Below are 15,189 nucleotides of genomic sequence, written 5' to 3'. Positions count from 1 at the left end.
TCTAAAAGCATAAAGCGATTTCGGATAACGGAATCGCTTTTTTTTTAATCATTTTTAAGCAATTTTAGTAAAGTAAATTATATTCTTTGATAAAAAACATTCTCATATCACTATTTATTCTTTTTATTGCCAATTCTGCTTTTTCACAAGGAAGCCAAAGCGTTCCAATCACACAATTCAAACAGTATGTTGAGGACCAAACGGGGACTCTGACTCAACAGCAGCTCAGTGAGCTTCGTAAGAAGCTCGAAGCATTTGATAAGCAGACGTCAACACAGATTGTTGTTTACGTGATTTCATCTCTCGATGGAGAAAGCCTGGAAGATACTTCAATGCAGCTTGCGGAAAAAAATAAAATCGGCAAGAAAGACAAAAACAACGGCGTGTTGATGCTTGTAGTTAAAGACGATAGAAAAATAAGAATAGAAGTCGGTTATGGTCTTGAAGGTGCGTTGACGGATGCAATATCATCTCAGATTATCCGTAAAGATATTACTCCGTATTTTAAGCTCGGACAATATTATGAGGGCATTAACAGCGGAGTTGATGCAATCATAGCTGTTACAAAAGGAGAATACACTGCTGATAAAAAAAGCAGTAAAGACGATGATGGCAGTCCGCTTGCACTGTGCGGTATACCGATTTTTATCATTATAGTTTTTATAATAATTTTCTTTTTAATAATCGGTTCAATTATAAGAAGAATATTTGGGTTCGGCAGAAGCGCAGTATTCGGAAACAGAAACAAAAGCAACTGGTATTGGGGTGGCGGCGGATTTGGAGGAGGAAGCAGCGGTGGTTTTGGTGGTGGTGGATTTTCTGGAGGAGGCGGTTCGTTCGGCGGGGGCGGCGCTTCAGGAAGCTGGTAATCTCAATTTGCAATATGTAATTAGTAATGTGTAATTATTAATTTTTTTGTTTGATAGAGACGCAATACTCTGCGTCTCCTTGATTATTAAAGTCATTCCCGTGTAAGCGGGAATCCGATTAGTGAATAATAATTGAAAAAAAATTATCTTAAAGACTTTTTAGCTGAAGAAGATTTTGAAAAAATCTCTTCCTGTATTGCCGAAGTTGAGAAAAAAACTTCAGGTGAAATTCGTGTCTGCATAAAGCGTAAACGCGGACTTTTTGAAAACGGAAAAGACACACGCGAACTCGCGATAAAAGAATTTGCGGGGCAGGAAATGCATAAAACCATTGATAAGACCGGTGTGATGATTTTCATACTTCTTGATGAACATAAATTTGAAATCATTGCTGATGAAGGTATTAACTCAAAAATATCCCGGGATAAATGGGATGTAATTACAACTGCGATGAGCACAGAATTTGCTCACGGTAAATTTGCCGAAGGAATCTGCGATGCAGTTGAATCTATAGGGCTCACTTTAATTCTTGAATTTCCTCGAAAATCAGATGATAAAGACGAACTTTCAAATGAAATTATTGTAAAATAATTATTGTTCTTGTTATAACTAAAAGTTGAGATATTTCAAACTTATATATTATATCTTTTTTCTTATTTTCTTCAATAATATATCCTATTCCCAAACTGACACTCTCACAACAGATACTTTAAGTACTATTGCTGATTCTGTTAATACTTCACTCGATTCTCTCAAAGCATCTTCTGACATTGATGCAATAATAAATTACTCCGCATCTGATTCCGCCGTATTCGATTTAAAAAACAACAAGCTTTATTTATACGATAATGCCGAAGTTACTTATAAAGATTTAAAAATTAATTCAGGTATTATCATAATCGATAGGGAAACGCAGGTGATGGAAGCAATCGGTTTGCCTGATACGGTTACGCAGGGAGAATTTACTCAATTACCGTTGATGTTCGAGGGCGAAACAAAATATGAAGGCTCGATAATTAAGTATAATTTCAAAACCCAGCAGGGAACTGCGTCTATGGGATATACCGAAGCAGACATGGGATATTATTACGGAGAGAAAATAAAAAAAGTTAATGATGAAGTTTTCTTTATAAAAAACGGTGTTTATACTACCTCAACAAATCGTGAAGACCCGGAATATTATTTTACTTCACCCAAGATGAAAGTAATTCCCGATGATAAAATTATTGCGCAGTCGGTTTTTCTTTATATAGAAGGTGTGCCTGTTTTCTGGATTCCATTTGCAGTCTTCCCCGACAGGGGAGGCAGAAGCTCGGGTATCATTCCGCCAACTTGGGGGGATGATGCAACTTACGGACAGTATATTTCAAAGTTTGGATATTTCTGGGCAATAAATGATTATATGGATATAAACGGGCTGCTGTCATATTTTACGAAAGGAAGAATAGATGTATCATCAAGATTCCGGTATGCTCTGAAATATAATTTTTACGGTAGTGTGGATGCGGGGTATTCAAGAATTCGTCAGGGCGAAGATAATGATCCTGACCGTCTTTCATCTGACCAGTGGCTGCTGGGTTTTATTCACGATCAAACAATTGATCCTTCAACGAGAGTTTCTGCAAACATGACTTTCGTAAGCGGAAGACAATATTATGATAACTCAACTAATAATTTAAACGAACTGCTCCAGCAGAATATAGTTTCAAACTTCACGTTGTCTAAATTTTGGGAAGGAACTCCGTTTTCATTAACGGTTAATTATAACCGCGATCAGAATCTTATCACAAATAATGTGCGGGAGCTTCTTCCTTCGGTTAGTTTTACTAATACAGAAACATTTCCATTCAGAAAAAACCTTAACTCACTATCAGGCGGAGATTTTTATGAGTTCTTTTCCTATTCATATAATGCTTCATTTATAAATCGCAGGTTAAAGCTGAATATTCCGCTTACACCTGACATTGATAGTACCGTGAGAGACAATCGACTTGGTGCACAGCAAATCGTTAACCTGAACTATGCTCCACCTTCAAGCTATTTTAATTTCCGTCCGTTTTTTAATTATACGGAGCTTTGGTATAACAAGTCCATCACAAAATCATTTAATCCTGCTGATAGCGTGCTTACAACAAATACAATTGAAGGTTTTAAGCGCGCAGGATTTTTCAGAACCGGGGTTTCAGTTAATACAAATTTCATCGGAATATTCACTCCCAAAATTTTTAATGTAACCGGAATCCGTCATACAATTACTCCGTCACTGACATACAGCTACAGACCTGATTTTTCAAATCCTTCTTATGGATATTACGGAACATATATAAATGCGCAGGGGCAAACCGTTAAGTACTCATTTTTTGAAAGCGAAATTTTTGGAGGAGCACCGTTCGGAGAAGAGCAGGCAATTAGTTTATCGCTGTATAATTTATTTGAAATGAAAACCAGAGTTAATGATACAACCGAAAATAGGTTTAAGCTTATTGATATTACCGCATCGGTTGGATATAATTTTGCTGCTGATTCATTAAAGTTTTCTGAAATCCGCACGGACTTCAGAACGGAAATCGGAAGCATATTAAATATAGCGGGGGGAGCTTCATTTAACTTATACAAGTTTGACCCTAATTCTCAGCAACGGGTAAACACGTTTCTTTTTAATACTGACGGAAATTGGTTTGATGTGACAAGCTTTAATATAAACCTTGCAACCTCATATAACTTTGATTTTACAAGCAGAAAAAAAACAAGCAATGATTCTCTTGTGCAATCTGATTCCGATGTTGATTATTATATGCCTTTTTCAGGGACATTAAATTATAATTATTCTGAAAATAAATTTAATCCGCTCTTCCCTTTCAGAAGTTCAAACCTCAGCGGTGGTTTGCAGTTTAACTTAACAAAAAACTGGCGTTTTACCGTTGCTGCAAGCTATGATTTTTTAAACAGACAGATAGGCGCGCCTTATATTACAGCATACCGCGATTTGAATTCCTGGGAAGCAAACTTTAATTGGTACCCGACAGGATTTTATAAGGGTTTTCGTTTCGAGATAAGAATAAAAGCTCCTGAGCTTCATGACATTAAAATTACCAAGCAAACGAGCACACGAGGAGTGTTCGGGGATTTTTAATTTTAATTTTGGGTCAAAATTTATTATGGTAAATAAAGACGATATTCAGCTTTACTCCGGCGCAGGAAATGATTTTTTGATTTTAAATAATCTGGATAACAAATATTCCGATTATTTAAAAATAGTTTTGGAGTTAATGTCACAGACTGAATATTCAAAATTTGACGGTGTGATTTTTATCGAAAAGAGCAGCATTGCCGATTTTAAAATGAATTATTATAATCGTGATGGAACTACTAACTCTCTTTGCGGTAACGGGCTTAGATGCACCGGTCAGTATGTTAAGGACAATTCTTTCACAAATAAAAATGAGCTCACGGTTGAATCTGTTGGTAATATTTATAAATTAGCTTTTCTTGATAACGGGTTGGTATCTACTTATTTTCCTTCGCCAAAAGTTATAAATCCTGAAATAAATTTAAAAATTAATCTTGATAAGTGGCATCAGGATTTAAAATGTTCATATGTCGATTGCGGTTCACCGCATATTGTAATTTTCGTTGAAGACCTGAATATTAATAACAAAAAAATCACTTCACTTGATGAAATTGATGTTATAAATTTCGGAAGATATTTGCGTTATCATAAAGATTTAATGCCTGAAGGAGCAAATGTTAATTTTGTAAAAATTATTTCTGTTGAGGATGGCTTAGTTGAATCCCGCGTTTACGAAAGGGGAGTTGAAGATGAAACTCTGGCAAGCGGTACCGGCTCAATATCTGTGGGAATTACCTGTTTTATAACGAAAGGGATTAATCCTCCAATTAACATAAAGACGCGTTTAGGTGAAACATTAATCGTCGATTTTGAATTTATTGAGGATAAAATATCGAAGATTATTTTAACAGGAAAAGCTCAGAGGATTAAAAATAAGTAAATACCCAATTCAGGACATGGTCTGCCTGATAGCGTTGAGAGAAAATATATTGCAGACTGTGTGTTAAAGTAATCCTAACAAACTCTGATTTTTTTGCTGCTATTTTATTGTAATCGGAATCAGGAAACATTGCAATAATGCTTGCAAGCGGCATTGAATAATTTACCGAATCAATCTCTGTAACCGCAAATTTTTGTTTTGATTTATTTGTATCTGCCTTCAGTTCTAAATTTTGAGTAGTTGTTATAATAGTATCTTTCATAATAGTTCTCTCTCTTTTGTATGTCTCACTTCCGCGATAAAGAAGTAATTCATTATTCGTTTTTGAGTCCAGAACACTCAGCTCAAGATTATAAATCCCTCCATCGAAAGGAGACTTTCCGTATTTACGCGAATACATCAACAAGGCAAAAGGTTTCAGAACAATAATATTTTTTATGTAATTATTCTCAATAATGTTTTCGATATTTCTTTCTGAAAATATTCTGCTTGAAATTGTATAGACGGATGAGTCATTGTCGGGATTAACTATTTTTATTAAAGATTTATATCTGTCAAATTCAAATTCTTCAAAATCTATACTGTCAAGCATTCCCTTATCTGCTGCAGTCCATTCCAATGTAACTGTTTGAGGGTTAAGCCCGAAATTAGTATTGTCAATTGCAAAATTTAATAAACCGATTATCTGTCCGAAGTTAATGAGGTTTGGATTATCCTTTGGAGAATTTATTTTGCTTGCAAAAGATGATACGGATGAATCATTAAGGTTCGAAGTCTGCTCTTTTAAATAAAAAATCTGGTAATCGCCGATTTGTTCATTGCGCAAACTCAGCTTTTTTAGTTTATCGGTGTATCCGTCACTCCTGACAATCGCGGTGTTGATATTATTTTTTTCAAGATAATTTTTTATTTCAAGAATATTCAGTTCCTCGTCAGTGAGTTTATTTTTTTTCTTTTTTCCTTTTTCCTGCTGCTTGGCAAGCGGAAAAATGCCCTGCACAATTTTATCGGGGTCATTTGATAAAGATTTTATAGCCCAGATATCAAGATAACCGGGGTCTTCTTCAAAAAAAACTTTCTCGTTTTCAGATATGGATTTGCTTTGTATTAAACCTTTCAAAAGATATCCGACTTCAAAAGTATCCTCGCGGTATGGCTGCGGAAAATAGAAACACCAGATTACGTTCACAACAACAAATGATGCGAGCACAAGTGATGTGAACAGTTTCCGGAATTCAAGTGACTGCTTTACTGCAAGCGGTATAAACAGAATTGCGTTTATTACGATATAGCGTGAAATCATGTTAGTCCCGCCGGTGCCAATAAGTCCCTGAGCCATTAACAAAAGCAATTGTATCAAGTTGAAAATCACAAAAAGTTTTTCAGCGGAAAGCCCCCTGCTTTTTATGTTTTCATATATGACTTTAAATGAAAAAATCGTAGTAAGCGGGGCTATATAAAATATAAAGGTTGGATATTGAACAAGTTTTTGCAAAAACCCTGCGTTATTAAACTGCTCATATATTTTTGCAGTTTCACGCATAAAAAAAAGTGCATCACCGTTATCAAAATAATTTTGCAACAGCCACCATATTATGGTAGTAAGTGAAATGCAGGATATTATAAAATTCTTTGCAATAATTTTATAATTAAACTTGTGTGCTGTTATTTCTTCGGAAGGAAATTCCTCATAGATACTTTTGCGTTTTGGAAAAAACGATACAAGCAAAGTTAAAATTATAAGTGTAAAGCTGAAAAGCCAGCCCTCATAGCGGAATCCGTTGCTAAATGCAAACATCACAGCACTTAATACGAGATTGCGGGATAAATTATCGTGATACCATTTTATAAAATAATAAATCCCTGCAATAATAAAACAAAAGTATGTTGATTCGGGAAGTCCCGACATGCTGAGCCATGCCTGAAAAGGAAAGACACAAAAAATAACCGAAGAAATTATTGCGGTTTGTTTATTAAACGACAGCTCAACAACTTTGTAAAAATAATAAAGTGATATTGCAGAGAAAATGACGCTTACAAGTCCGGCGGCAATCATAATATCCTTAATGAAAAACATGAATAAACCATTTAACCAAAAGTGAGGAGAGAGCCATACACCTGAATAAATTTTTGGCTCCTTCATCCATTCATAGGAAATTACCGTTCTTGAAAAATCGTCTGCCGAAAGCCAACGGTAACCTGACTCAATAAGTATGAATTGAAAAAGAAATTTTAACAGCAGAAGTAGTAAAATAATTAACGGAGTGCTGTTATATACTTTTAATAATATTTGTCTGAACTTTTCTATACTTATTAAATTTAGTCGGTATCTAATTTAATCCTGAATGTTGCACCGCCGCCGGGAGCTGATTCAATCAAATTAAGCTTGCCCCCATGATAATCTTCAATGATTCTCTTCGATAAGCTCAACCCCAATCCCCATCCTCTCAGCTTTGTTGAATATCCCGGTCTGAACACGTCTTTCTTGTTTTTCATATCAATACCTTTACCATTGTCGGAAACATCGATGCAAATTTCTTTTCCGTTCTTTGAAACATTAAATTTTATTATACCTGTAGGTTTATTCATTGCATCAAGCGAGTTCTTCATTAAATTTTCAATTACCCATTCGAATAAATCTTTATTTACTTTTACTTCAACATTATCAGGAGAGTTAATTTCAATTTTTACTTTTTTGACAATCTGTCCGTCAGGAGCTTTGAGCGATGGAATCCTTTTTTCAAAATAATCACTGACTTTCTGAATCAGATTTTTAAGATTTTCTTTTTCAAGAACCGGCTGTGAACCGATTTTTGAGAACCTTCCCGCAATCTTGTTAAGCTTGTCTAAATCGTTGCTGATTTCTTTTGTGATTTCAGAAAGCTCTTCGGTTTTTGGTTTCGCGTTTTTCAGCATCTCAAGCCATCCCATCAATGACGTCAGTGGTGTTCCAAGCTGATGCGCAGTTTCACGCGATAGTCCAACCCATATATTGCTTTGTTCGTTTTTCTTAATGTATGAAAATCCGATGTAACCGAGTAATAGAAATAAAACTGCAATTAAAATCTCTACATAGGGCAGAGCTTTCAATGCGCGAACTAAATTCGATTCGCCAAAATGCACAACGTTTAAAATTATTGTATCCTGAATTGCAACTTTTATCGGGCTGTTAATTTCATCCATTTCTTTTGCCATTCCAAGCAGATAAAGGGTATCATTTTTTGATAATTTTTTCGCTGAATCCAAATCCACATTTTTCATAAATACTACGGTCCTGTGGTCTTTATCTGTAGCAATAACAGGGAAGTCGATTTGCAGAATTACTTCGTTGAATATAAAATCATACTCGACATTTTCACTTTCATCGTTTGCAAGATACTCAAGTGATTTTGCATAAAGCCCTGCAATCTGCTTTTCGCGGTTCTGAATTTTTTTAACAATACTTTGCGTATATATAAGGAGGAAAATCGCGATTACGACCCCCACCAAAAATAACGCAATCTTAATATTAAATGACCTGAATTTATTCATTCGTAAGTATAATTTACATCTATATTATTAAAAAATGAGGTCATTTCGGCATATATTTGCAGGAAATAGAACGAGAATAAACATATTTTTAATTTAAAAACTATTTGAACAAAATTTTTCTTTTATTTCTACTCTTTATTGCACTGATTGTATCCATAGTTTTTTCAATTTCAATCGGTAGCGTAAGCATTCCATTTTCGGAAATTTTATCTGTGTTCTCATCCGGTGATGAAACCTATAAAAAAGTTATTCTTGATATTCGTTTGCCGAGAGTTCTGAATGCAATCAGCATCGGAGCAGCGCTTTCTTGCTCGGGAATAATTTTGCAGTCATTATTAAAAAACAATCTTGCCGAACCCGGCTTGCTTGGAATTTCTGCCGGTGCCGGACTCGGCGCAATAATTGTTTTTATGCTTCCGTTCACATGGACCTATTTTTTGCTTACACCCGTATCATTTATTTTTGCTCTTCTCGCAACCATGCTTATCTTTTTAATTTCAAAAGGGTTTAGTTTTAAATATACTAATTTCATATATTCTAATAAAATCATCTTGGCAGGAATTGCAATAAATGCTTTGCTTTCATCCATCAACGGATTCCTCATGATTTTATCAGGTGAAAGTTTATCGCAAATAATTTTTTGGCTTAATGGCGGACTTTCGGGAAGAGGTTGGAATGAATTTTATTATACAATTGGTTTTATAGTTATTGGACTGATTTCAGCGATATTATTATCGAAGGATTTAAACATTCTCTCGCTTGGTAATGAAATTTCTTTATCTCTCGGACTTAATCTAAAATTTGTTCAAAAAATTTGCATAATTGTTGCATCGGTTCTTGCTGCATCTGCTGTTTCAATTGCAGGAATTATTTCTTTTGTGGGACTTATAGTTCCTAACATTGCAAAGTTATTAATCGGTGAAGATTACAGGTATTCAGTGCCATGTTCGATTTTGCTTGGCGCAATTTTTTTAGTTGTTTCGGACACACTCGCACGAACTTTGATTTCACCAACCGAAATTCCTGTCGGCATAATAACGTCATTCATCGGAGCTCCGGTTTTTATCTGGCTGATTTTGAGAAGAGAAAAAACACAGAATTAGTACAAAGGATGGAGAAATTTTTTGTGTTTTGTGAAAGTAGATTTTACTCTTTTGGAAAAAGTAAGATACAGGAAGAATATTAAATCAAGTGATGCACGGCAGAAAAAAAATAAAAACATTAAACTCTTTTTATCTTCATATTCCATATTATCTTTTAATCCCATACTATCAATTATCAATGAATAATTAACTGTGATTATGAATGAAATAATTATATCAATTATACAGTAGATTTTAAATAAAGATGGAATAAGTTTATCTTTAGTAAAATAAATAATTGAAAGGAAAAGCCGTAATATTATGTTAACGATTAGTAACCAGAATATAATGGTATGTGAGGTGGTGTCATCAAATTTGTTAAAAACTCTTTCATAGTTGATTATATAATTGTCTAAATTGAAAATATTTCGTATCAATAAGAAAATATTTAAGAGATAAAAAATAAGTAACCATCCGTCAAGTCCGGTATAATCTGTTTGCTGGTTTATGTAATTTTTAATCCCACATTTTTCACAAATAAAAAACTTTTGATTTAGTTCTTCACTGGAAAGGGTTTTTCTTTTTTTACATTGTCCGCATTTAGAATTGCCGCCATATGTATCAGCAAGTATTTCTATTGTCTGTACGGGATAATTAGGTTTTTTATTCGGCACTTATTTAATTGCTTTAATGCGATAAAATAATAAATTTACATTAAAAATAATCTATTGAAATCTTCTGTCTATGATACTATCTGTGCAATTTCGACTCCGGCAGGTGAAGGAGGAATTGCGGTTATCCGTGTTTCGGGCTATAAAGCATTCGAGACTGTTGAGAAAATATTTTTTAAAGATTCACAAAGAGAAATTCCCGTTAATATTTCTGAATTTAATTCGCATTCAATTCATTACGGATTTATCTTTAATGAAGAAGAGCAGTTGGATGAAGTTTTAATTTCAATTTTCAAAAATCCAAATTCTTTTACCGGCGAGGATATTATAGAGATTTCCTGCCACGGAGGGTATTTCATTGCAAACAAAATTATATCATTGCTGAATAAATTGGGAATCAGACCTGCCGAACCCGGAGAGTTTTCAAAACGTGCTTTCTTAAACGGCAGAATTGATTTATCTCAGACAGAAGCCATTGCAGATTTAATCCGTTCTAAAACAGATTTAGCGCATCATTCTTCACTTAAACAGCTTGAAGGTTCTTTGTCGGAATATGTTCAAAAAGTCAGGCAGGATATTTTGAATATTACTTCTCTTGTCGAACTTGAGCTTGATTTTGCCGAGGAAGACGTTGAATTTGTTTCTAAAAAAGAAGTAAAAGAAAAAATCGGAAATGTAATTTCCGAACTCAAAAACATTGCTGATTCTTATATAACAGGCAAAGTAATTAAAGAAGGCGTTAACCTTGTAATTGCAGGCAAGCCGAACAGCGGTAAATCATCTTTGTTCAATCATCTGCTTAAAACAAACCGTGCAATAGTCAGCGAAATTGCCGGAACAACGCGTGATTACCTCGAAGAAAATTTAATAATTAACGGAATCTTGTTTAAGCTTGTCGATACGGCAGGTTTGCGTATTTCAGGTGATGTAATAGAAACAGAGGGAATAAAGCGAAGCTTTGAAAAAATCAAAGATGCAGATTTGGTTTTGTTCTTGATTGACTCTTCATCAGGTGAAAATGAAATCGAAGATACTTTGAAGTTCTATAATGCAAACTTAAAATCAGATAAATCGATTTTAGTCTTTACAAAGAGTGATATTATACCGAAGTCATTCCTGCGAAAGCGGGAATTCCAATATATTTCTGTTTTTGATAATATATCGATTGATATATTGAAGAACGAAATGATTGATAAACTCCATTTAAATAATTTATCGGTAAGTTCAAATAATTTAATCATCACAAACCTCCGTCACAAATTATGCCTTGAAAACACAATTATGTCCCTCGGGAATGCAATTAACTCAATTGATTCAAATATGTCGGGAGAATATATTTCGCTTGACCTTCGCAACGCTCTCCATCATCTCGGAGAAATCACCGGCGAGTTCACAAATGATGAGGTACTTCAAAATATTTTCCAGCACTTCTGCATCGGAAAGTGAAGTAAGATAACAAAGGAAAACAATAGCCAATTAACAATTATATATGTAAAGACTTATGAAATATTTTTCTTTCTTATCATTTCTCAACATTTCCCTTTTTATTACACCTTTTTACACCTATATTACACTTTAATTAAAGAAAGTGTAAAAAGTGTAAATATGAAAATTTATCTTAGAAAAAGACCTTTGCAAAATGGTCTAATAAGTCTATACTTAGAGTATTATAAAGGGTATTCAAAATCTTCTGATGGTAAAATCAAACATCATAGGAAAAAAGAGAATCTTAATTTATATTTACATTCAAATCCCAAAAATTCTGCGCAGAGAAATGAAAATAAAGAAGTAGAGTTTAAAGCAAGTAAAATTTTAACTTTAAAACAAGCTGATGTTATAAATAATAAATTTGGCTTCGATAGTGAAATTAAATCTAAAATTACTTTAATGGAATACTTTCTAAAACTAACAAACGAGAGGGAAAATTCCAAAGGTAATTATGGAAATTGGAATAGCACTTCAAAACATTTAATGAATTTTTTAACTCAATACTATAATCCGGATACATTTCTATTAAAAAATGTAACACCGGAATTAGTTAATCAATTTAAGGAATTTTTATTAAACATAAAGACAAAATCTAATACAGATTTAAGTGATAACTCAAAACATTCTTATTTTAATAAGTTTAAAGCATGTGTGAGACAAGGATTTGAAGAAAAATTAATAAAAGAAAATCCGTTAAGAACTGTAAAAGGAATAAAAGCAGGAGAACCTGTAAGAGAATATTTAACATTAGAAGAAGTGAAGAATCTTGCTATTACTGAATGTAGATATGACCAATTAAAAAAGGCATTTCTTTTTAGCTGTTTAACTGGACTTCGGTGGTCTGATATTCAAAAATTAAGATGGTCAGAAATTCAATCTGAGAATGGTAATTTTAAAATAATATTTAAACAACAGAAAACAAAAGGGTTAGAGTATTTAGATGTTCCAAATCAAGCAATAAAAATATTAGGAGAATTTGGCGAGTTAAATGAGAGAGTATTTAAAGGATTAAAATACAGCTCATATATTAATGTCGAATTGACAAAATGGTGTTTAAAAGCCGGTATTACAAAAGACATTACCTTTCACTCAGCAAGACATACATTTGCGACATTACAATTAACTTTAGGAACTGATATTACAATTGTTCAAAAATTGTTAGGTCATAAAAATCTTTCAACTACAATGATATATGCCAAAGTTATAGATGTGAAAAAAAGAGAAGCAGTAAATAAAATTCCCGAAATCCAATTAATTGCATGAAATCATTTTTTGAAGCTATATTAAACTTCATTAGTTATGAAGAATATCTCCAACTAAAAGAACCTAAAATATTACATTATTTTTATAGGTATTATGTTAATTTTATCCCGGCATTTGATGTTCATAAAATTGATGATGTTAAGGAATATTTAAGTTTCTTAAATAATGATTTAGGATTAGATTTAAATTTATCAATTGAGTTTTTGCTTAGTATTAAATCAGATTATAAAACGTATATAGCTGATATTTCAATTAATGAAACCGATAAACAAAAATATAATTCTGAATATTTGGAAAAATTATATGCGAAAAAAAATAAATTACCTCATCTTAACACAGTTCAACAAACTTTGATTCACGGATATGATTTAGGTTTAATATATGCAGAAAGTGCAAAAACAAAAAAAGATAAAGACTACATTAAAAAAGAATATCATTGGGAATTTTTTGAAAATCGCATAAAAGATGTAAATAAATTCATTTCTTATTTAGATATAGAAATTGAAAAATTAACTTTATTAAACAAGGACAATGACTTATCAAATAATACTCATCAAAAACCATTAATTAATCTTCCATATAAAAAAGAAACAATCAATAAAATTAAATGGAAAGGGACTGAATCAGAATTGACATATCTAATAGAGAAACTTGTTGAGAAAAAATTTATATCTTCATTACACCCTTATTCCGATTTTAATAAACATTTTTGCAAAGAAGATGGAAAGAGATTTAATTTTCATCAATCAAAACAAAATTATTTAACCACAAGAGAAACTAAACCAAAATCCGCTTATAAAATTGATGATGTGATTCCTCCTAAGAAGCCCAAAAAATAATTATCTTTTTAATCCTTTATAACTAAAGCCCACTAAATATTTTTTTATTTCCTTTATCGTGATATTTGTAACAAGAATTTAATAATACAAATATGACAACTCAAAACATTTCGGACAAAATTATCAATATTGAGAAATTGCTCTCGGAACAAGCATCGAAGCCTTTTAATTTAATTGAGGCATCTCAATATTTATCAATTAGTAAATCATATCTATATAAATTAACCTGCGCAAATAAAATACCATTTTATAAACCAAATGGTAAAAAAATTTATTTCGACAAAACAGACCTTGACAAATGGATATTTAGGAATAAGAACAAATCAATTGAAGAACTTAATAAAGAAGTAACCAAAATACTCGAAAAATAAAACGCAGGTCTTTTAGTTTATATGATTTAGTTATCAATAACTGATAATATGTATGATACTATAAAGATGTATAAATTATCCTTAGAATCAATTAATGAAAGATATTTGACTGAATTAAGAGACGAATATAATTATTCAACTGGAGAACTGGTCAGAAAAGGGAAATTGGATAATTTATTTATAAATAAGCATAAATGGGGAGTTCAAATAAAGGGGAGCATTTGTAAATATTATTATGGGAATAACCTTCAAACACTTACAAAAAATGACACCAAATTTGCTTTTGAAAAATTAAACGACCATTTACATTTTAACACAGGTAATTCAAAAATTACACGTTTAGACTTTGCAGAGAATTTTATTATGGAAAAACCAATAGTTAATTACCTCAATTTGTTCAGTGAGTTACAAAGATTTCAAATGATGCGATTTTCAAATAATGTTTATTATAATACATCAGATAAAAAAATAGCAGTGTATGATAAAATTAAAGAAGTAAAAGGAAAAAAAGGAGATATTCCATCGAAAATTTTTCTTCCTTCTGATAATGTTTTGAGATACGAAATAAGATTATTGAGAAGAATAAAAAAAGTTTTTGGAAAAGAAATTTTTCAAAAAGATTTAACGAATGAAGTGGTTTTTAATAATTTATTAAATTTATGGAAAGACTTGTATTTCAAAATCTCTAAAAAACCAATAATTAAAATTGATGACATGACTTTCTCAAATACAAAACAGTTTTTTAATTATCTCATTTATTTAACCTGCGAAGAAAAAGGAGAAGAAAATATATTGAAATTGATAAACACAAATAAAGAAAATTTTACCAATAAGGTTGCATATTCTCGATGTAAAAGCGCAGTCCGGCAAAAGTTAAAAAATAAAAATTTTTGCAAGGATAATGAGTTAATTAATGAGCTTAATGAAAAAGTTTTAGAAACTGTATTAAAATATAAATAAGTAATAATATACTATTTTCTTTTATTAGTATAAACTTTTTCTGTTTATTCTTTTATTTATTCATTTTTAACTATTAGGTTTTTTAATTCTCTAAGGATTTAGGTT

Annotated in this window: 13 protein-coding genes; 10 read left to right on the top strand and 3 right to left on the bottom strand. The window is 32.1% G+C overall.

Annotated features, from left to right (window positions below; all coding sequences use genetic code 11):
• The first annotated feature begins 86 nt into the window (after nucleotides 1–86).
• The 4 genes from VHP32_01915 to dapF all read left to right on the top strand — a co-directional run bounded on the left by VHP32_01915 (nucleotide 87) and on the right by dapF (nucleotide 4,879).
• Nucleotides 87–869 carry a TPM domain-containing protein gene (locus tag VHP32_01915; protein ID HEX2786632.1) on the top strand — a complete coding sequence of 261 codons (783 nt, stop codon included), beginning with the start codon at nucleotides 87–89 and terminating at the stop codon, nucleotides 867–869.
• 132 nt (nucleotides 870–1,001) lie between these two features.
• Nucleotides 1,002–1,460, top strand: a complete 459-nt coding sequence (locus VHP32_01910) for a TPM domain-containing protein (GenBank protein HEX2786631.1) — start codon at nucleotides 1,002–1,004, stop codon at nucleotides 1,458–1,460.
• A 25-nt stretch (nucleotides 1,461–1,485) separates the two neighbouring features.
• Nucleotides 1,486–4,002, top strand: a complete 2,517-nt coding sequence (locus VHP32_01905; GenBank protein ID HEX2786630.1) for a putative LPS assembly protein LptD — start codon at nucleotides 1,486–1,488, stop codon at nucleotides 4,000–4,002.
• A 25-nt stretch (nucleotides 4,003–4,027) separates the two neighbouring features.
• Complete coding sequence (dapF, locus tag VHP32_01900; GenBank protein HEX2786629.1) at nucleotides 4,028–4,879, top strand: diaminopimelate epimerase; 852 nt, start codon at nucleotides 4,028–4,030, stop codon at nucleotides 4,877–4,879.
• Here the strand turns inward: dapF and VHP32_01895 are convergent.
• Complete coding sequence (locus VHP32_01895; protein HEX2786628.1) at nucleotides 4,866–7,022, bottom strand: glycosyltransferase family 39 protein; 2,157 nt, start codon at nucleotides 7,020–7,022, stop codon at nucleotides 4,866–4,868. The two genes, dapF and VHP32_01895, sit on opposite strands and share 14 nt — an antisense overlap.
• A gap of 176 nt (nucleotides 7,023–7,198) precedes the next feature.
• On the bottom strand, nucleotides 7,199–8,410 hold the full coding sequence (locus VHP32_01890) for a HAMP domain-containing sensor histidine kinase (protein HEX2786627.1): 1,212 nt from the start codon (nucleotides 8,408–8,410) through the stop codon (nucleotides 7,199–7,201).
• A gap of 104 nt (nucleotides 8,411–8,514) precedes the next feature.
• Here VHP32_01890 and VHP32_01885 point away from each other — a divergent pair, with 104 nt between their 5' ends.
• Nucleotides 8,515–9,513 (top strand): iron ABC transporter permease, encoded by a 999-nt coding sequence (locus VHP32_01885; GenBank protein HEX2786626.1) that lies wholly within the window; start codon nucleotides 8,515–8,517, stop codon nucleotides 9,511–9,513.
• On the opposite strand, the gene VHP32_01880 is transcribed toward VHP32_01885, so the two are convergent.
• Nucleotides 9,510–10,166 (bottom strand): DUF2569 family protein, encoded by a 657-nt coding sequence (locus tag VHP32_01880; protein HEX2786625.1) that lies wholly within the window; start codon nucleotides 10,164–10,166, stop codon nucleotides 9,510–9,512. The two genes, VHP32_01885 and VHP32_01880, sit on opposite strands and share 4 nt — an antisense overlap.
• A gap of 54 nt (nucleotides 10,167–10,220) precedes the next feature.
• On the opposite strand from VHP32_01880, the gene mnmE reads away from it, so the two are divergent.
• The 5 genes from mnmE (at nucleotide 10,221) to VHP32_01855 (ending at nucleotide 15,084) form a co-directional block, all read left to right on the top strand.
• Nucleotides 10,221–11,609, top strand: a complete 1,389-nt coding sequence (mnmE, locus tag VHP32_01875) for a tRNA uridine-5-carboxymethylaminomethyl(34) synthesis GTPase MnmE (protein HEX2786624.1) — start codon at nucleotides 10,221–10,223, stop codon at nucleotides 11,607–11,609.
• A 159-nt stretch (nucleotides 11,610–11,768) separates the two neighbouring features.
• A complete protein-coding gene (locus VHP32_01870) occupies nucleotides 11,769–12,914 on the top strand; it encodes a site-specific integrase (protein HEX2786623.1) in 1,146 nt (381 codons plus the stop codon).
• On the top strand, nucleotides 12,911–13,753 hold the full coding sequence (locus VHP32_01865) for a hypothetical protein (GenBank protein ID HEX2786622.1): 843 nt from the start codon (nucleotides 12,911–12,913) through the stop codon (nucleotides 13,751–13,753). The genes VHP32_01870 and VHP32_01865 overlap by 4 nt, the downstream gene beginning before the upstream one ends.
• A 92-nt stretch (nucleotides 13,754–13,845) precedes the next feature.
• The gene (locus VHP32_01860) at nucleotides 13,846–14,124 is read left to right on the top strand and encodes an excisionase family DNA-binding protein (protein HEX2786621.1); all 279 of its coding nucleotides are present in this window, start codon (nucleotides 13,846–13,848) and stop codon (nucleotides 14,122–14,124) included.
• Nucleotides 14,125–14,172: 48 nt separating this feature from the next.
• The gene (locus VHP32_01855; protein ID HEX2786620.1) at nucleotides 14,173–15,084 is read left to right on the top strand and encodes a phage/plasmid replication protein; all 912 of its coding nucleotides are present in this window, start codon (nucleotides 14,173–14,175) and stop codon (nucleotides 15,082–15,084) included.
• Nucleotides 15,085–15,189 lie beyond the last annotated feature (105 nt).

This window comes from Ignavibacteria bacterium, from assembly GCA_036262055.1.
Classification (GTDB): domain Bacteria; phylum Bacteroidota; class Ignavibacteria; order Tepidaquicellales; family Tepidaquicellaceae; genus DATAJP01.
Note: the sequence above shows the minus strand (reverse complement) of the source record. Positions and strands in the feature narration are given on the sequence as shown.